This window comes from Methylobacterium sp. Leaf111, from assembly GCF_001423285.1.
In the GTDB taxonomy this organism is placed as follows: Bacteria; Pseudomonadota; Alphaproteobacteria; order Rhizobiales; family Beijerinckiaceae; genus Methylobacterium.
The window spans coordinates 17881-36604 of the sequence record NZ_LMNE01000021.1 but is presented as its reverse complement, the minus strand read 5'-3'; the positions used below and the strand labels follow the sequence as shown (position 1 = coordinate 36604).

The 18724-nt window shown below is 69.9% G+C and carries 15 protein-coding genes and 1 tRNA gene; 1 reads left to right on the top strand and 15 read right to left on the bottom strand.

The window, feature by feature from the left end:
* Positions 1-188 precede the first annotated feature (188 nt).
* The 11 genes from ASF41_RS12840 to xseA all read right to left on the bottom strand — a co-directional run bounded on the left by ASF41_RS12840 (position 189) and on the right by xseA (position 10809).
* Positions 189-265: transfer RNA gene (locus ASF41_RS12840), tRNA-Met, on the bottom strand.
* A 111-nt stretch (positions 266-376) separates the two neighbouring features.
* Positions 377-1618 carry a tryptophan synthase subunit beta gene (gene trpB, locus ASF41_RS12835; protein ID WP_056271872.1) on the bottom strand — a complete coding sequence of 414 codons (1242 nt, stop codon included), beginning with the start codon at positions 1616-1618 and terminating at the stop codon, positions 377-379.
* A gap of 147 nt (positions 1619-1765) precedes the next feature.
* The gene (locus ASF41_RS12830) at positions 1766-2407 is read right to left on the bottom strand and encodes a phosphoribosylanthranilate isomerase (protein WP_056493693.1); all 642 of its coding nucleotides are present in this window, start codon (positions 2405-2407) and stop codon (positions 1766-1768) included.
* Positions 2408-2438: 31 nt separating this feature from the next.
* The gene (locus ASF41_RS12825) at positions 2439-2813 is read right to left on the bottom strand and encodes a lipopolysaccharide assembly protein LapA domain-containing protein (protein ID WP_056493691.1); all 375 of its coding nucleotides are present in this window, start codon (positions 2811-2813) and stop codon (positions 2439-2441) included.
* Between the two features lie 34 nt (positions 2814-2847).
* Positions 2848-3159 carry an integration host factor subunit beta gene (ihfB, locus tag ASF41_RS12820; RefSeq protein WP_056212948.1) on the bottom strand — a complete coding sequence of 104 codons (312 nt, stop codon included), beginning with the start codon at positions 3157-3159 and terminating at the stop codon, positions 2848-2850.
* 46 nt (positions 3160-3205) lie between these two features.
* Entirely contained in the window at positions 3206-4192 is a 987-nt protein-coding gene (gene sppA, locus ASF41_RS12815) for a signal peptide peptidase SppA (RefSeq protein ID WP_056212946.1), read from the bottom strand.
* 450 nt (positions 4193-4642) lie between these two features.
* A complete protein-coding gene (gene rpsA / locus ASF41_RS12810) occupies positions 4643-6373 on the bottom strand; it encodes a 30S ribosomal protein S1 (RefSeq protein WP_056212944.1) in 1731 nt (576 codons plus the stop codon).
* 336 nt (positions 6374-6709) lie between these two features.
* A complete protein-coding gene (locus ASF41_RS12805) occupies positions 6710-7420 on the bottom strand; it encodes a DUF1013 domain-containing protein (protein WP_056212942.1) in 711 nt (236 codons plus the stop codon).
* Between the two features lie 187 nt (positions 7421-7607).
* Positions 7608-8552 (bottom strand): ribose-phosphate pyrophosphokinase, encoded by a 945-nt coding sequence (locus ASF41_RS12800; RefSeq protein ID WP_055959118.1) that lies wholly within the window; start codon positions 8550-8552, stop codon positions 7608-7610.
* A gap of 135 nt (positions 8553-8687) precedes the next feature.
* Positions 8688-8915, bottom strand: a complete 228-nt coding sequence (locus tag ASF41_RS12795; protein ID WP_056212940.1) for a DUF4170 domain-containing protein — start codon at positions 8913-8915, stop codon at positions 8688-8690.
* A 172-nt stretch (positions 8916-9087) separates the two neighbouring features.
* Entirely contained in the window at positions 9088-10809 is a 1722-nt protein-coding gene (xseA, locus tag ASF41_RS12790; RefSeq protein ID WP_082504340.1) for an exodeoxyribonuclease VII large subunit, read from the bottom strand.
* Between the two features lie 445 nt (positions 10810-11254).
* On the opposite strand from xseA, the gene purD reads away from it, so the two are divergent.
* On the top strand, positions 11255-12538 hold the full coding sequence (gene purD / locus ASF41_RS12785; RefSeq protein ID WP_056493685.1) for a phosphoribosylamine--glycine ligase: 1284 nt from the start codon (positions 11255-11257) through the stop codon (positions 12536-12538).
* A 10-nt stretch (positions 12539-12548) separates the two neighbouring features.
* Here purD and rsgA read toward each other — a convergent pair whose 3' ends face one another.
* The 4 genes from rsgA to ASF41_RS12765 form a co-directional block, all read right to left on the bottom strand.
* Positions 12549-13547, bottom strand: a complete 999-nt coding sequence (gene rsgA / locus ASF41_RS12780) for a ribosome small subunit-dependent GTPase A (RefSeq protein ID WP_056380965.1) — start codon at positions 13545-13547, stop codon at positions 12549-12551.
* A 40-nt stretch (positions 13548-13587) separates the two neighbouring features.
* Entirely contained in the window at positions 13588-16320 is a 2733-nt protein-coding gene (locus ASF41_RS12775) for a valine--tRNA ligase (RefSeq protein ID WP_056493683.1), read from the bottom strand.
* 115 nt (positions 16321-16435) lie between these two features.
* A complete protein-coding gene (locus ASF41_RS12770) occupies positions 16436-17041 on the bottom strand; it encodes a PopZ family protein (RefSeq protein WP_082504336.1) in 606 nt (201 codons plus the stop codon).
* Between the two features lie 189 nt (positions 17042-17230).
* Positions 17231-18598 (bottom strand): TolC family outer membrane protein, encoded by a 1368-nt coding sequence (locus tag ASF41_RS12765; protein WP_244472546.1) that lies wholly within the window; start codon positions 18596-18598, stop codon positions 17231-17233.
* Positions 18599-18724: the final 126 nt, after the last annotated feature.

The window sequence follows — 18724 nt, the reverse complement described above, 5'->3', positions numbered from 1 at the left end:
TGCTCCGCGTTTGTCTTCTGACCTCGCCGCATTTCCGACTCCTCCGATCCTGGCTGATCCTCTCAATCAGCCCGGTCCAAAGCCAGCCGGTCAGGTCAAGCACTGAGCTAACGTCTAACGCCGTTTCAGCGCTGCTCAAAGAGCAAAGAAAAAGCCTGCTAAGTCATTGACCTAGCAGGCTTAAATCTTGGTAGCGAGGGAGGGATTTGAACCCCCGACACAAGGATTATGATTCCTCTGCTCTAACCAGCTGAGCTACCCCGCCGAACCGCGGCCGCCGAAGATCGTGGCCGCGATGAGATCGGCGGTATAGGGAACCCCGCCGTGACGTGTCAACGGGGTCGGACCGGGGAAAATGGCCGGCCCCGCGTGAAGGTCAGAGCCGGGTGCCGAGGATCTCGGCGACCTGGGGGATGTCCTTGTCGCCACGTCCGCACAGGTTGACGACGAGGAGGTGATCCTGGGGCTTCTGCGGGGCCAGCTCCCCGACCTTGGCGAGGGCGTGGGCCGGCTCCAGGGCCGGGATGATGCCTTCCAGCATCGAGCACTGCTTGAAGGCGTCGAGCGCCTCCTGATCCGTCGCCGAGAGGTAGGTGACGCGGCCGGCCTCGTGCAGCCAGGCGTGCTCGGGGCCGATGCCCGGATAGTCGAGGCCGGCCGAGATCGAGTGCGCGTCCGCGATCTGGCCGTCGCCGTCCTGGAGCAGGTAGGTGCGGTTGCCGTGGAGCACGCCGGGCTTGCCGCCCGACAGCGAGGCCGCGTGCAGGCCGCTGGAAATGCCGTGTCCCGCCGCCTCGACGCCGTACATCGCGACCTCGGGATCGTCGAGGAAGGGATGGAACAGGCCCATGGCGTTGGACCCGCCGCCGATGCAGGCGACGAGGGAATCCGGCAGGCGGCCCTCCATCTCCAGCATCTGCTGCTTCGTCTCGCGGCCGATGATCGACTGGAAGTCGCGCACCATCGCCGGGTAGGGGTGCGGGCCCGCCACCGTGCCGATGCAGTAGAAGGTGTCGGCGACGTTGGTGACCCAGTCGCGCAGGGCCTCGTTCATCGCGTCCTTGAGGGTCTTGGTGCCGGACTGCACCGGCACCACCTCGGCGCCCAGCATCTTCATGCGGAACACGTTGGGCGCCTGCCGCGCCACGTCGACGGCGCCCATGTAGACCACGCATTTCAGGCCGAAGCGGGCGCAGAGGGTGGCGGTGGCGACGCCGTGCTGGCCGGCGCCGGTCTCGGCGATGATGCGCGGCTTGCCCATGCGGCGGGCCAGCATGATCTGTCCGAGCACGTTGTTCACCTTGTGCGAGCCGGTGTGGTTCAGCTCGTCGCGCTTGAAGAAGATCTTCGCGCCCTGCCCCGGGGCGGCCTGCGCGCGCAGGTGCTCCGTCAGGCGCTCGGCGTAGTAGAGCGGGCTCGGCCGGCCGACATAGTGGGTCAGGTGGCTGTTCATCTCCGCCTGGAAGGCCGGATCGGCCTTCGCGGCCGTGTAGGCGGCCTCCAGGTCGAGGATCAGCGGCATCAGCGTCTCGGCCACGAAGCGTCCGCCGAAGATGCCGAAGCGGCCGCGCTCGTCCGGGCCGTTGCGGAACGAGTTCGGAGGGGGAGCGATGGTCACGGGCATGGTCCTTGTCAGCTCTGCGTTTGTCGATAGGCCTAGACCCGCGCGGGGGGCGGCGACAATGCGGCCAACGCGTCGAATCGCGAAATCCGGGCCTTTGGGCGCGGAAAGCGAGGGGTCCCCGGCCGGGATCCCCCTGCCCCCTCAGCCCCGGGCCGCCGCGATGAAGGCGGCGATCCGGTCCGGCGACTTCTCGCCCGGCCGGGTCTCGACGCCCGAGGACACGTCGACGGCGCGCGCGCCGGTGCGGGCGAGCGCCGCCGCCACGGTGCCGGGGGTGAGGCCGCCCGAGAGCATGTAATCCGCCGGCAGGACCGCGCCGTCGAGGAGATCCCAGTCGAAGGCATGGCCGTTGCCGCCGGGCAGCAGGGCCTCCGGGGGCGCCTTCGCGTCGAGGAGGATGCGGTCGGCCACCCCCGTATACAGGGGGACCGCGTCGAGATCCGCCGAGGTGGCGACGCCGATGGCCTTCATCACCCGGCGACCGGTCACGGCGCGGATGGCCGCGACGCGCTCCTGCGTCTCGTGCCCGTGGAGCTGGATCCACTCGGGGTCGAGGGCCGCGACGGCGGCCGCCAAAGCAGCGTCGTCCGGGTCGACGAGGAGCACCACCCGCTCGGTCCGGCCCTTCGCGCGCGCCGAGAGGGCACGGCCGGTCTCCAAGTCCACGTGCCGGGGGCTCTTGGGGAAATGCACGAACCCGACGAGATCGGCGCCGGCCTCCAGGGCGGCGTCGAGGGTCGCCGCCGTACTCAGCCCACAGATCTTGATCGCGATGGTCGCCATGGGGGTCGCGGCTCGGGGCGTGCCGCCGGCCTCAGTGCGGCGCCGGCAGGGCGACGCGGTCGGGGGCGTTGCGGTAGATGCCGTTCGGACCCTCGTTGGTCGGCGCCGGCGCGTAGGTCTTCAGGCGGGCGGTCTCGCTCTCCAAGCGGCGGATCTCGCGGCGGCGCGCGGCGCTGGTGCGGCGGGTGCCCGCCTGCCCGAGCCAGGCGCCGCAGCCGCCCAGAAGGACGCCGATCGCCACCGCGATGAACAGCAGCAGGTAGAGCGGCAGCGCCGCGCTGAACACCGGCGTGTCGGGCGAGACGGGGTCGAAGGACACCCGCACCACGTCGCGGTTGGCCACCGCGAAGGCGACCACCAGGATCGCCACGGGAAGCAGCACCAAGCCCTTGAGGAAGCGGATCATCGAGAGGAACTCCGAGCGTTGGGGACGGGGCGGATCAGGACGCGGCGGCCGCGCCGTCCCCGATGCCGGCCTCGTTGAGGCGCAGGCGCATCTCCTTGCCCGTCTTGAACACGGGGATGGCCTTTTCCGAGACGGCAACGGCCGCACCCGTCCGCGGGTTGCGCCCGCGCCGCGCATCGCGGCGCTTCACCGAGAAGGCCCCGAAGCCGCGCAGCTCGACCCGGTCGCCGCGGGCCAGGGCATCCGCGATGGTGTCCAGGATCGCGTTCACCAGGGTCTCGACGTCCCGCTGGTAGAGATGCGGGTTCTGCTCGGCGATCTTGAGCACGAGCTCCGACTTGATCATGCGAGGGCCTTCACGAAGTCATGCACGAATGGGGTGGCGCGAACCCTCAGCGGGCGGCGTCCGCGGGCCCGGGCCGCCAGAGGACCAGGAGTCCGCCCTGGGCCAATCCCGCTGTCTCGTCGCCGACCTGGCGCAGACGCGCCGCGACGCCGTCGAGCCCGACGAGGTCGGCCCCGAGGCCGAGGGCGGACCACAGGCGAAAATCGCTCTTGGCCGTCGGCTTCCAGTCCAGCACCGGCAGGTCCTTGGCCACGCCGCGCTCGGATTCGAGCCAGGCGATGGCCTGCCGTTCGCCGCCGAGACCGTCGACGAGCTTCAGGGGCACGCTCTGGCGGCCGCTGAACACCCGGCCGTCGGAGACGGTGGCGAGTTCCTTCTCGGTCATCTTGCGCCGGTCGGCCACGAGCCCCTTGAACCACGCATAGGTGTCGCCGACGACCGCCGCGAGGGCGGCGCGGGCCTCGGGCGAGGTGGGCGTGAAACCCGACGGTTCGGCCTTGAGGGGGGCCGACTTCACGGATTCGACCTTGACCCCGACCTTGTCGAGGAGGCCCGACAGGTCCGGATACTGGAACAGGACGCCGATGGAGCCGACCAGCGCGGTCTCGCGGGCGACGATGTGGTCGGCGGCGATGGCCGCGATGTAGGCACCGGAGGCGGCGGTGCCGTCGACGAAGGCCACCATCGGCTTCTTCTCGGCGAGCGCCCGCAGGTTGCGGTAGAGTTCCTCGGAGCCCGTGGTGGTGCCGCCCGGCGAGGAGATCGACACCACGACGCCCTGAACGGCGCTCGCGTCGCGGACGCGCGCGATCAGCTTGGTGGTGGATTCGCTGCCGGCGATGAAGCCGCCCACCGAGATCCGGGCGATCTGCGGACGGACGCTGCCGAGGCCCAGGGCCTCGCCGCCGCTGCGGACCCGCAGGCCGACCGCGCCGACCGCGACCACGAGACCGCCGATCCCGAGGACGCGCCAGAGGGAGAGCTTGCGGCGCAGGCGCCGGCGATCGATCAGAAGTTCGGCATCCGCGGCCATGCGCTGGTTACGCTCCCTCACGTGCCGGCTCGGCCGGCTGATGTTTCCGGACGCCGAATTTCGGACGCCCGGTTCCGGGCGCCCGGGTCCGAACGCTCGGCCGGTACGCGCCGGCCTCCGCCTGCGCGCCGAACCTTGTCCCACACTCCCCGCCGATTTGCATCAAGCCTTTGGCAGCTATCGGCCTTTGGCAGCGATCGGCTTCGACACATCCCGGCCCTGGATGCCTCACGCGTCCTCCGGCGTGAGGCCGCGCCCGATCCGTCACGGGCTCGTGTTCTAGCCTTGCCGGACACGGACCGACAAGGGGCTGGCGGCGGCTCCGCGCGGCTCCGGGGGAACGGGGTCCGCGCACGAAAAAACGCCCGCGCGGGAGGCGATCCCGCGCGGGCGTCGATGGAGTCTGCGAGGATCCCCGGTCCCAAGGGACCGGGGGAGACGCGGGACGGATCAGTCCTGCGACTCGTCCTTGTCGTCGCTGGTGCGGGCCTTCTTGAAGGCCGCGCCCAGGATCTCACCGAGCGAGGCACCCGAATCGGTCGAACCGAACTGGGCCATCGCCTCCTTCTCTTCGGCCATCTCGAGGGCCTTGATCGAGAGCTGGACGCGGCGCGCCTTGCGGTCGAACTGGATCACGCGGGCATCGAACTTCTCGCCGGCGGCGAAGCGCTCGGGGCGCTGGTCGCCACGGTCGCGGGCGAGCTCGGCCCGGCGGATGAAGGTCGTCAGGTCGGTGTCGACGATCTTCACGTCGACGCCCGAATCCTTCACGTCCACCACTTCGCAGGTCACGATCTGACCCTTCTTGAGGTCACCGGCTTCCGTGAAGGGGTCGCCGCCGAGCTGCTTCACGCCGAGCGAGATGCGCTCCTTCTCGACGTCGACGTCGAGAACCTGGGCGCGCAGCATGTCGCCCTTCTTGAACTCCTCGATGACCTGCTCGCCGGGACGGTTCCAGTCGAGATCCGACAGGTGGACCATGCCGTCGACATCGCCGTCGAGGCCGATGAACAGGCCGAACTCGGTCTTGTTCTTGACCTCGCCCTCGACCTCGGAGCCCACCGGATGCTGCTCGGCGAAGGCCTCCCAGGGGTTCTGGAGGGTCTGCTTGAGGCCGAGCGAGATGCGGCGCTTGACCGGATCGACCTCGAGGATCTGCACTTCCACTTCCTGCGAGGTGGAGACGATCTTGCCCGGGTGGACGTTCTTCTTCGTCCAGGACATCTCGGAGACGTGGATCAGGCCTTCGATGCCCGGCTCCAGCTCCACGAAGGCGCCGTAGTCGGTGATGTTGGTCACGCGGCCCTTGAGCTTGGCGTCGACCGGGTAGCGCTGGGCGATGCCCTCCCACGGATCGGCCAGCAGCTGCTTGATGCCGAGCGAGATGCGGTGGGTCTCGTGGTTGATCTTGATGATCTTGACCTTGACCGTCTGGCCGATGGTCACGACCTCGGACGGGTGGTTCACGCGGCGCCACGCCATGTCGGTGACGTGGAGCAGGCCGTCGATGCCGCCGAGATCGACGAAGGCGCCGTACTCGGTGATGTTCTTGACGACGCCGTCGATGACCTGGCCTTCCTCGAGGTTGGCCACCAGCTCGGAGCGCTGCTCGGCGCGGCTCTCCTCGAGGACGGTGCGGCGCGACACGACGATGTTGCCGCGGCGGCGATCCATCTTGAGGATCTGGAACGGCTGCGGGGTGCCCAGCAGCGGGGTGACGTCGCGCACGGGGCGGATGTCGACCTGGGAGCGGGGCAGGAACGCCACGGCGCCGTCGAGGTCGACGGTGTAGCCGCCCTTGACCTGGTTGAAGATCGCGCCGGTGACGCGCTCGTTGGCCTCGAAGGCCTTCTCGAGCTTGACCCAGCTCTCCTCGCGGCGCGCCTTGTCGCGCGAGATGACGGCCTCGCCGAGAGCATTCTCGATGCGGTCGACATAGACCTCGACCTCGTCGCCGACGGCCAGTTCGCCTTCGCGGCCGGGGCCGTTGAATTCCTTGAGGGCGACACGGCCTTCCGTCTTGGCGCCGATGTCGATGACGGCCACGTCCTTCTCGATCGCGACGACGCGACCCTTGACGACGGACCCTTCGGTGATCTCGTGTTCGAGGAAGGACTCCTCGAGAAGAGCGGCGAAATCGTCGCGGCTCGGGCTACGCTGCAGGGCGTTACCAGCGGTCATTCTGTCTCCTGACAGGCCTCATCGGGAGGCCGGCATCGGCGGCTCGTGTGACGGGACACCCTCGACGTCGCCACCCGGGGTCACGGACCCGACGGGCTCAACCTCCCGGAGGAGGGCCGACGCATTCTCAAACGATGGTCGAGAGCGATCCTCCAAACGGAGCGTGGCCCGGCGGGACGGCCGAGCCTCGTGGAATCCATTCGGAGAACGCCGGTTGCATAGCGGATTGCCGACCATCCGGCAACTGGCTGCCGGCCCTCCGCCCCGGAGCCCGGAAACGAAAAATCCCCGCGGCGGGGCCACGGGGATCAGTCGGCGCGGCGCGTGCGGGGCGCCTCAGTCCTCGTCGTCGTCCTCGGTGCTGCGCATGCCCTTGAGCTTCGCGAACACCGAATCGGCGTTGAGCTTCTCGTCGCGGGCGCTGCGGTGATGCGCGTCGGCCTCGGTGTAGTCCGTGGCCGTCGACACCTCGGTCGGCAGCAGCGTCGCGCCGCCATCCACCGGCATGTTGGCCGGACGGTCCTTGGCCGAGCGCTGAACCTCGAAATCGAGGTCGATCTGGGTGCAGAGGCCGAGGGTCACCGGGTCCATCGGCTGAAGGGAGCCGGAATTCCAGTGGGTGCGCTCGCGGATCTGCTGGATCGTCGACTTGGTCGTGCCGACGAGGCGGATGATCTGCGCGTCCTTGAGTTCGGGGTGGTTGCGCAGCAGCCAGAGGATGGCGTTCGGCCGGTCCTGGCGGCGGGAGAGGGGCGTGTAGCGCGGCCCCTTGGTGGTGCGCTTGACCTCGGGCAGCTTCACCTTCGAGACCGCGACCTTGAGCTTGTAGTTGGGGCTCTTCTGCGCCTTCTCGATCTCGTCGCGGGTGAGCTGGCCGGTGGTGATCGGATCGAGGCCCTTGATGCCCGCGGCGACCTCGCCATCGGCGATCCCCTTTACCTCGAGGGGGTGCAGCTTGCAGAAATCGGCGATCTGCTCGAAGGCCAGCGAGGTGTTCTCCACCAGCCATACGGCGGTGGCCTTCGGCATCAGCGGGCCTTGCGACATCGGGCTACTCCAACTGGTTCGTGCGGGACGGGTCCGGGGCGCCGCCGACAGGGCGTCGCTCGCTCCGGCCTCGACTGGCCGGCAGCATCCCGTCTCAACGCTGCAATAGGGAAGCGCCGTCTATACAGGTTCCGATGGGGTCAGCGCAATTGCGATCCGCTGGTCCCGGACATCCGGGACGCGCGCGTCAGGTGAAGAGGCTCGACACGCTGGATTCCGTCGCCGTCCGTCCGATGGCCTCGCCCAGGAGCGGCGCGATGGTGGCGACCCGGATGTTGCGGGCGAGCTTGACCGCCTGGGTCGGCTGGATCGAGTCGGTGATGACGAGCTCCTTCATCCGCGAGGCGGCGATGCGGGAGACCGCGCCGCCCGAGAGCACCCCGTGCGTGATGTAGGCGGAGACGTCCTTGGCGCCGGCGTTCAGGAGGGCCTCGGCGGCGTTCACCAGGGTGCCGCCGGAATCCACGATGTCGTCGACGAGGATGCAGGAGCGTCCCTCGACCTCGCCGATGATGTTCATCACCTCGGACTCGCCCGGACGCTCGCGGCGCTTGTCGACGATGGCCAGGGTCGCGTCGATGCGCTTGGCGATGGCACGGGCGCGGACGACGCCGCCGACATCCGGCGACACCACCATCCAGTCCCGGGGGTCGAGGCGCTCCTTGATGTCGCGCACCATCACGGGGGCGGCGAACAGGTTGTCGGTCGGGATGTCGAAGAAGCCCTGGATCTGCCCGGCATGGAGATCGAGGGTCATCACGCGGTCGGCCCCGGCCTCGGTGATGAGGTTGGCCACGAGCTTGGCGGAGATCGGGGTGCGGCCCGAGGTGCGCCGGTCCTGGCGGGCATAGCCGAAATACGGGATCACGGCGGTGATGCGCCGCGCCGAGGAGCGGCGCGCGGCGTCGATCATGATGAGCAGTTCCATCAGGTGATCGTTGGCCGGGAACGAGGTCGACTGGACGATGAACACGTCCTCGCCGCGCACGTTCTCCTGGAGTTCGACGAAGATCTCCATGTCGGCGAAGCGCCGCACCATGCACTTGGCCAAGGGCAATTCGAGGTAGGCCGCGATGGCCTCGGCCAGGGGGCGGCTCGCGTTGCCGGCGATGATCTTGATCGAGGACTTCATGCCGGGGTCTTCATCTCGCGATCCTGGAGGGCCGAGCCCGTGCCGAGGTTGAGGCCGTCGTTGCGGCGCTGCATAACAGCCGCAACCCCGGCGTCACAATGCCTTCACGTCCGTTCCGAAGTCAGGTTTCGCACATCAGGGCTCGAGCAGCCGGTGCAGATGCACGATGAAGTAGCGCGTCTGGGCGCTGTCAACCGTCGACTGTGCCTTGGCCTTCCAGGCGGTCTGGGCCGAGGCGTAGTCCGGAAAGATGCCGACGATGTCGAGATCCTTGACGTCGCGGAAATTCACGCCGTCGAGACTCTCCAATTCGCCCCCGAAGACGAGATGCAGTCTCTGTGCGCTGTCGATCGTCGTCGTCATTCCCGCATCTCCTTCCGCCCGGATCCGGCGCCATCCCGGAAGGCACGAGGCGTGCCGCCGGTGCGGTCGCAAACGCCGCCGGGTTCGTCAACCCGATCCGCGTGCCGCGCAACACGCAGGCCCCCTCCCCGCCGGCCACGGTGCACAGGCGTTGCCGCCCGGCAACCGGTCCTCAGAGGTCGAACAGGCTTCCCTGCCGGGCCGGGGGCGCCGGGACGTCCGCCGGCGGCGCCGTCCGCGCGGCCGTCGTCGGGGCGGTCTTGGTTGCCTCCTTGGTCGCGGGGGTCTTCGTTGGGGCGGTCTTGGTCGGGGCGCCCTTCTTCCGCGCGGCCTTCGGGGGAGCCGCCGCGGCGGGGGCCGCGGCGTCGCGCGGCGCGACCTCGACGAAACCGTCTGTGAATTCCAGGGTCATGTGCGGCGCGGCCTGCGCCGCCGCGCGGATCGCCCGCCCGTCGGCGTCGCGCACCAGGGCGTAGCCGCGGGCCAGGACGGCCCGGTAGCCGAGCGAGCCGAGGAGGCCGGAGAGGCCTGCCAGGCGGTCGGCGCGGCGCTCCGTCGAGCGGATCCCGGCCCGGACCAGCCGCGCCTGCAGGGCGTCGAGGCGATCGCGGCTGCGGACCTGCTCCGCCCGCGCGCGGCTCACCGTTCCCGCCCGGGCGATGACGAGGCGGCGACCGAGATAGGACAGCCCCTCCCCCTTGCGCGCCATGTCGTGGCGCAGGGCCGCGCCGGGACGGTCGCCGATGCGGGCGACGCGTCCCCGCGCCTGGGCGAGGGCCAGGGTGGGCGGATGCCGGGCGAAGCGCTCGACGAGGTGCGAGACGCGCAGCCGGAACACCCGGGCGTTGCCGGCCAGCGCCGGGCCGAGCCGTGCTTCGGCGAGGTCGAGGCGCTGGCGCTTGGCCGCCAGGAAGGCGTCGACGTCCGGCATCGCCCGCACCAGGGCGCGCAGGTCGCTGCGCTCCCGGTCGAGGCGACGCTGGACCGCCTCACGCTGGCGCCGTCCGAGATCGACCACTGCGGCGACGAGGTCGGCCCGCACCGGAACCGCCATCTCGGCGGCCCCCGTCGGGGTCGGAGCCCGGCGGTCGGAGACGAAGTCGATCAGGGTGGTGTCGGTCTCATGGCCCACCGCGGAGATCAGCGGGATCGTCGAGTCCGCGGCCGCCCGCACCACGCATTCCTCGTTGAAGGCCCAGAGATCTTCGATCGAGCCGCCACCCCGCGCCACGATGAGGACGTCGGGCCGGGGAATCGCGCCGCCGGGCGCCAGCGCATTGAAGCCCCGGATCGCCCCCGCGATCTCCTCGGCCGCTCCCTCCCCCTGAACCCGCACGGGCCAGACCAGGACCGGCCGGGCGAAGCGGTCCGCGAGCCGGTGCAGGATGTCGCGGATGACGGCGCCGGTGGGCGAGGTCACCACGCCGACCACGCGCGGCAGGTACGGGATCGGCCGCTTGCGCTCGGGCGCGAACAGGCCCTCGGCGGCGAGCACGCGCTTGCGCTCGTCCAACAGCGCCATCCAGGCCCCGACGCCGGCGGGTTCCAGGGTCTCGATGACGATCTGGTACGAGGACTTGCCCGGGAAGGTCGTGATCCGCCCGGTGGCGACCACTTCGAGCCCTTCCTGAGGCCGCTGGCGCAGGCGGTTGAAGGTGCCCTTCCAGACCACCGCGTCGATCCGGGCGCTGCCGTCCTTGAGCGAGAAGTAGGCGTGGCCGGAGCTGTGCTGGCCGCGAAAGCCCGAGATCTCCCCGCGCAGGCGGACGTGACCGAAGGCATCCTCCAGCGTACGTTTCAGCGCGGAGGCAAGGTCTCCGACGGACCATTCCGGCACGTTGGAGACGGGTCCGGATCCGGAGGCGGCTTTGGCGGGCGGAGGAGGAACGGCCATGGCGGCGGACGCTAGGGCCGGCGTCGCCTCAGGTAAAGGGATCGGCCGCGCCGCTCCAAGTCACACCCGGCGCATCACATCAGGATGGAGAGGATGACCAGCACGGATGCCACGGGCACGGCGCAGATCGCCAGGGCCATGCGCCAGATCGGCAGATTGTCGAGGTTGCCGTTGTCGTTGCAGGCGCGCACGGGAACGCGTCCGTGCGTGAGGTAATGCGCGAGGCTGACACTCCGGGAAGGAGTCGGCGCCACCAAAAACGGAACGGATTTGCGACAGCCTGGCATAATCCTCACAACGTCGTCCGAAGCGGTTCGTTCCATGCGGAAAGTCCGAGAACACACGGAGGCCGAACCCGGTTCGCGGACCGCTTCCCGTGCACAGCGCGAGTGTCGACGGCGAATCGGACTTTTCAACGAACGGCTTTTGGGGAACATCACCCCTCATGAACATCCTCCTCATCGGTTCGGGCGGGCGCGAGCACGCCCTCGCCTTCGCCCTCGCCAAGAGCCCCCTCTGCACCCGCCTGTTCACCGCACCGGGCAATCCCGGCACGGCCGCCTTCGGCGAGAACCGCCCGGAGCTCGACGTGTCCGACCATGCCGCCGTACGGGCCTTCTGTTCGGGCGAACGCATCGGCCTCGTGGTGGTCGGGCCCGAGGCCCCCCTGGTGGCGGGCCTCGTCGACGACCTGCAGGCTGCGGGCGTCCGGGTGTTCGGCCCGACGAAGGCCGCCGCCCAGCTCGAGGGCTCCAAGGGCTTCACCAAGGACCTGTGCGCCGCAGTCGGCATCCCCACCGCCGCCTTCGCGCGCTTCCAAACCCTCGAGCCGGCCCTGGCCTACCTCGCCGCGCAGGGCGCCCCCATCGTGGTGAAGGCCGACGGTCTGGCTGCCGGCAAGGGTGTGGTCGTGGCCGAGACCCGCGAGCAGGCGGAGAGCGCCGTGCGGGCCCTGTTCGAGGAGCCCGGCGCCGAGATCGTCATCGAGGAATGCCTGTTCGGCGAGGAGGCGAGCTTCTTCGCCCTGTGTGACGGCACCCGCGCGGTCCCGGTGGGCACGGCCCAGGACCACAAGCGTGTCTTCGACGGCGACCGCGGTCCCAATACGGGCGGCATGGGCGCCTACTCGCCCGCAACCATCCTGACCCCGGCCCTGGAGCGGGAGGTGATGGAGACCATCATCGCTCCGACGCTCGACGGCATGCGTGCGCGGGGCATCCCCTTCACCGGCATCCTCTATGCCGGGCTGATGCTCACCGCCGACGGGCCGAAGCTGATCGAGTACAACACCCGCTTCGGCGACCCGGAGGCCCAGGTGCTGATGCCGCGCCTCGCCTCCGATCTCGTACCGGCGTTGCTGGCGGCCTGCGAGGGCGACGTATCCGGGATCAGCCTAGAATTCGACGAGCGGCGTGCCGCGCTCACGGTGGTCATGGCGGCGGCCGGCTATCCCGGAGCGTTTCTGCGCGGCTCGGAGATCCGCGGGATCGAGGCCGCGGGCGTGAGCGACGAGGTCCTGGTGTTCCAGGCCGGCACCCGCGCCGAGGGTGGGCGCCTGCTCGCCGACGGGGGCCGGGTGCTCGCCGTCACGGCCCTGGGCGAGAGCATGATGGAGGCCCAGGCACGCGCCTACGCGGCGGTGGCCCGGATCGACTGGCCAGAGGGCTTCTGCCGGCGCGATATCGGCCGCCGCGCCGTCGCCCGCGAGGTCGCGGGCGGCGGGATCTGAGGTTCGGCGGTCAGCGCCGCTTGTTGCCGCGGGGGCCAGTGGGCACCACCGTGTTGCCCCGGTTCTCGGCCCGCAGGATGCGCCAGCGCGCCACCCGTTCCGGGTCGAGGCGTCCCTCGGCCACCGCGTCCTGCACGGCGCAGCCGGGCTCGTGGGCATGGGTGCAGTCTCGGAAGCGGCACGCGGGAGCCAGCTCGGTGATCTCGGCGAACAGGGTGTCGATCCCCTCGGCCGCATCTCCGAGCTGGAGCGAGCGGATCCCGGGCGTGTCGATCACCCAGCCGCCGCCCGCGATGGCATGGAGCGAGCGGCTCGTCGTGGTGTGCCGGCCCTTCGCATCGTGCTCCCGAATGCCCCCCGTCGCCTGCGGCGCCGCGTGGCCCGGGCCCGCCAGGGTGTTCACGAGGGTCGACTTGCCGACCCCCGAAGAGCCGACCACCGCCACGGTGCGGCCGGGGCCGCACCAGGGGCCGAGCCGCGCCGCTGCTCCAGATTCGCGGGGGTTCACCAGCACCACGGCGAGATCGCGCTGCAGGGCCTCGGCTTCGCGGCGATAGCGCTCCGCATCCTCGCAGACATCCGCTTTGGTCAGGACGATGACCGGCTCGGCGCCACCCTGGTTGGCGAGGGCAAGGTAGCGCTCCAGCCGCGTCGGATTGAAGTCCAAATTGCAGGACGTGACGATGAAGAGCGCGTCGACATTGGCCGCCGCGAGCTGCGGCGTGGCGCTCCCTTCCCGCCGCCGCTCCAGCACGGTGCGACGGTCTAGGCGTCGGCGCAGCATCTGCGTCCCGGCCTCGACCAGGACCCAGTCGCCGACCGCGTAGTCGCCGGTGTTGGTGTGGACCGGCAGCATGAGTTTGAGCGGCCCCGCCTCCGCGAGGGCGCCCATGCGGGCGCGGTGCACGGTGGCGACGCGCTGGGGCACGAGGGCCGCCTCGTCGGGCCGGCACTGGTCCGCGAAGAAGGCGGACCAGCCGAGTTCGGCCAGGGTATGGACGACCGTCACGACGCGCGACCCAGTCGCGCGCCGAAGGCTCGCGACCCGCTCAAGCGGCGAGCCGCGCCAGCGCCTCCGTGATCTTCTCCAGGCGGGCGGCCTCTGCATCGCGACGCTCGCGCTGCTCGTCCACCACCTCGTCGGGCGCGCGGGCGAGGAAGTCGGCATTGCCGAGCTTGCCCTCGATCTTGGCGATCTCGGCGCCGGCCTTCGCCGCCTCTTTCTTCAGGCGGGCGACCTCTGCGGCGAGGTCGACGATGCCCTCGAGGGGCAGCGCCGCCACCGAGCCGCGCACCAAGAGCTGCACCGAGTTCTTCGGCGCGGCCGCCTCGAAGCGGATCTCGGAGAGCCGCGCCAGCCGCACCAGGGTGTCGCCCCAGCGGGTCGCCCGGGCCTGCAGATCCGCATCGACGCCGACCACCACGAGGGTGATCTGCGCCGCTGCCGGCACGCTGGTCTCGGAGCGGGCCGAGCGAATTTCCGAGACGAGGTCGACGAGCCAGCCGATCTCGGCCTCCGAGGCCGAGTCGTTAAGGGCGGCCAGATCCGGCCAGGGCGCAAGGGCGAGCAGGCCCCGCTCCGGCAGGTCTGCGCCCTTGATCGCCCAGAGCTCTTCCGTGAGGAAGGGCATGAAGGGGTGCAGCAGCTTGGCGATCTGGTCGATCAGGAAGGCCACGGTGGCCTGCGTCTCGGCCTTGGCGGCGGCCTCGACGCCCTCCCCCTGGAGCACGGGCTTGGCCAGTTCCAGGTACCAGTCGCAGAAGATATTCCAGACGAAGCGGTAGGCCGCGGCGGCCGCGTCGTTGAAGCGGTAGGCCTCGAGCGCCACCGTGACCTCGGCGACCGCCCGGGCGGCCTCGCCGAGCGCCCAGCGGTTCAGGGTCTCGCGAGAATCCTCCGGTCGGTAGTCGGCCCGCAGGGTGCAGCCGTTCATCTCGGCGAAGCGCGAGGCGTTCCAGAGTTTCGTCGCGAAGTTGCGGTAGCCTTCGACCCGGTTCACCGCCAGCTTGATGTCGCGCCCCTGGGCCGCCATCGCCGCAAGGGTGAAGCGCAGGGCGTCGGCCCCGTACTGGTCGATGAGTCCGAGCGGATCGACGACGTTGCCCTTCGACTTCGACATCTTGGCGCCGGAGGCGTCGCGCACCAGCGTGTGCAGGTAGACGGTGGAGAACGGCACCCGGTCGGTGACGTGGAGCCCGAGCATCATCATCCGGGCGACCCAGAAGAAGATGATGTCCTTGCCGGTGACCAGCGTGTCGGTCGGATAGTAGCGCGCGAGCTCCGGCGTCTCGTCCGGCCAGCCCAGCGTCGAGAACGGCCACAGGGCGGAGGAGAACCAGGTGTCGAGGACGTCCTCGTCCCGGCGCAGGGGCACGGGCGCCCCGCGCTTCGCATCGGCCTGGGTTTGCGCCTCCGCCTCGCTCATGGCGACGTAGATGCCGCCCGCCTCGTCGTACCAGACCGGGATCTGGTGGCCCCACCAGAGCTGGCGCGAGATGCACCAGGGCTCGATGTTCTCGAGCCACTGGAAGAAGGTCCGCTCGTAATTTTCGGGCACGAAACGGGTTTTTCCATCGCGCACCGCCTGCAGGGCGCGCTCGGCCAGGGGCTTCACGTTCACGTACCACTGGTCCGTGAGGTAGGGCTCGATGACGACGTTCGAGCGGTCGCCGTGCGGGACCGCGTGGGTGTTCGGTTCGATGAGGCGCAGGCGCTCGCGCGCCTCCATCAGGGCGACGACGCGCTTGCGCGCCTCGAATCGGTCGAGGCCGTGCAGGGCCAGGGCTTCCGGCTCGGGATCCGAACCGCTCAGGAAAGCCGCATTGCCGTCGAGGCTTATGCGGGCTTCCGGATCCAGAATGTTAATCGGCGTGCAGCCGGCGCGACGGCCGACCTCGAAGTCGTTGAAGTCGTGGGCGGGCGTGATCTTGACGGCACCCGTGCCCTTCTCCGGGTCGGAATAGCTGTCCGCGACGATCGGGATCAGGCGCCCGACCAGGGGCAGGCGCACGCGCCTGCCGACCAGATGGGTGTAGCGCTCGTCCTCCGGATGGACCGCGACCGCGGTGTCGCCCAGCATGGTCTCGGGCCGGGTCGTGGCGACCGTGATGATCTCGCCGGTCTCGGTGCCGCCTGCGTCGACGACCGGGTAGTCGAAGTGCCAGAGATGGCCCTTCACCTCCACCTGCAGGACCTCGAGGTCCGAGATCGCGGTCTGGAACTTCGGATCCCAGTTCACCAGGCGCTTGTCGCGGTAGATCAGGCCCTGGGCGTGGAGGTCGACGAAGGTCCGGGTGACGGCACGGACCATCTGGTCGTCCGGCGCCCCCGAGACGCCCATGGTGAAGCGCTCCCGCGACCAGTCGCAGGAAGCGCCCAGGCGCTTCAATTGGTTGACGATCGCACCGCCCGATTCCGCCTTCCAGGTCCAGACCTTCTCGACGAAGGCCGCGCGGCCGATCTCCCGCCGGCCCGGCTCGTTCGCCTCGGCGAGGCGGCGCTCCACCACCATCTGGGTGGCGATGCCGGCATGGTCGGTGCCCGGCTGCCAGAGCACGTCGCGGCCGCGCATCCGCTCGAAGCGGCAGAGGATGTCCTGCAGCGTGTTGTTGAGGGCGTGCCCCATATGGAGGCTGCCGGTCACGTTCGGCGGCGGGATCACCATGGTGAAGGGCTTCGCCCCGGCCCGTTCGGGGCGCCCGGCCTTGAAGGCTTCGCCCGATTCCCAGGCGGCGGCGATGCGCGCCTCGACGGCGGCGGGATCGAAGGTCTTGTCCATCATGGGCGGGGTCGGGTCACTGATCGGGGAAAGCGGAGGTTGGTCCGCTTTCAACCTGTCGGGCCCCCTGCGTCAACACGCGAGCCCCGCGATTCGGCTCTGCGACCGCGTTCGGGCCTCAGCGGCCCCGAGCCACCCGCTCGATCTCGGCGCGCACCAGACGCTCGACCATGCCGGGCAAGTTCTCGTCGAGCCAGCCCTTCAGCATGGGCCGGAGCATATCCTGCACGAGGTCCTCCAGGGTGCGGGACTGGCTGCTCATCACCGTGTTCGAGAGCATGTGGAAGGCCTGGGCGACGCTCGCATCCGTGACGGCCGAGGTCAGGCGCTCGGTGGGTGTCGGCTCCGGCTCGCGCATCGCGGACTGGGGAGCCGGACGCGGCGGCTCGATGGGGGCAGCGGCACGGAGAGGCGGCAGCGGCTCCAGCTCCGGCTCGTCATCGTCGAAGGAGATCGCATCGAAGTCGATCTGCCCGTCCTCGATTGGCTCCTTGCGGAACGCGATCTCGGGCTCGTCGAGGGGGATGGGCTTGCGGACGGGCTGGGCGACCTCGGCGAGGTCCAGGACATCGTCGTTCTCGGGCTGCGGGGCGGATGCCCGCGGCGGGACCACCTCGGCCTTGGCGATCTGATCGTCGGCGATGATGCGCCGGATCGACGCCAGGATCTCCTCCATGGAGGGTTCCTGCGCCTTGTCCGACACCTTGGGGCTCGCTGCACTCATCCGGACGATGCTCGGGATCTGGGGGAAACGGTTGCGACGTGCGGCGAGTATTTCATGCTCCCGCCCCGACACAAGCGCCGGCCGCTGCACGGCACGGGATAAGCGCGCGCCGCCGTGAGACTCTGAGGTACGGCTGCGCCGGCCGGGGCGGCACAGCGCGAATTGCGGCGACCGCGTGGTCGCCGAACCTCAGCGTCCGTCGGGTGTGCGCACGCCGTACCAGAGGTCCTTGACCTGATCGAAGTGTTCCTTCGGGCTGTAGACCGCCACCGGCAGCGCCGTGAAGCGTACCGTCAGGCGGCCGATCGCCTGGACGACCCCGTAGGAGAAGATCACCCGGTTGCGCTGGGCGACGATCAGGTTCGTGCGGGCGTTCAGCAACTCCTGCTGCGCGTTCAGCACGTCGAGGGTGGTGCGCTGGCCCACGCGGGCCTCCTCGCGCACGCCGTTCAGAGCCACCTCGTTGGCCTGCACCTGCGCCTGCGAGGCGATGACCTGGGCCTTAGAGGCCTCGAGCTGGCCCCAGGCCGTCACGATGGCCGAGCGGACCTGATCGCGGGTGTCCTCGGCATCGAGCCGGCGCTGGCCGACCGTCTCCTTGGCCTGGCGGATCTGCGAGTAGGTCTGGCCGCCCTCGTAGAGGGGGATCGACAGGCGCCCGACGATCGAGGCGCTGACCGCGTTGTCGCCCGGGAACTGGCTGTCGTAGCGCTGCTGGACCGAGCCCTGCAGGCCGGCGGTCGGGTACAGCGCGCCTTCCAGGACCTTCACCTGGGCCTCGGCCACATCGACGAGGTGGAGGGACGACAGAATCTGCGGGTGCTCCTTGAGGCCGATATTGATCGCGGCATCGAGGCTGGCGGGAACGTAGCGGTCGAGGGGGCGGCCGGGCGCAAGCTGGCGCGGCTCCACGCCGATGTAGCGGCGGTAGGTGCCGATGCTGGCGCGCAGGGTCGCCTCGGCGCCGCTGACGTCGGAGCGCGCGCCGGCGAGACGGGCCTCGGCCTGGGCGACGTCGGTGCGGGTCACCTCGCCGACGTTGAAGCGGTCGCGAGTCTGGCGAAGCTGCTCCTCGAGCACCTCGACGTTGTTCCGGCGCAGCTCTAGGTTCGCCGTGTCGCTGAGGACCGACATGTAGGACTGGGCGGCGTTGAACAGCGTGTTCATCTCGGTGGCACGTAGCGCCTCCCGGACGCGGAGCACGTCCGATTCCGCCTGACGGGTCTGGTTGTCGGTGCGAAAGCCGTTGAACAGGGTCTGATTGACGGTGAGGCCCGCACCCCCTGGCCTCGTGACCTGGTTGAGACGAACCCTCGAGACTTGGCCGTCCGTCTGTGCCAGGCCGATATCGGCATCGAGGCTGACGGTGGGCCGATAACCGGATTTGGCTTGCGCGACGTTCTCGTCGGTGGCGCGCACGCCGGCGCGGCCGGAATTCAAAGTCGGATTGGCGGCGTACGCCCGCGAGAGTGCGCTCTCCAGCGTCTCGGCACCGGCCGGGCTCGCCAGGGCGACCGCCAATACGGCGAGGCCGGCCGGCCGAAGCCTCGTGCGCATCGCAGGTTTCGAATCTCTCACGCTCATCAGCCCTTGCGGTTTCTCGATGAACCGGACGGCCTCGCAAAAGGCCGCCGCGCCTGGGCGCGATACCGGGTTGCCCGCCTCGATGCGGAGACTACCCGA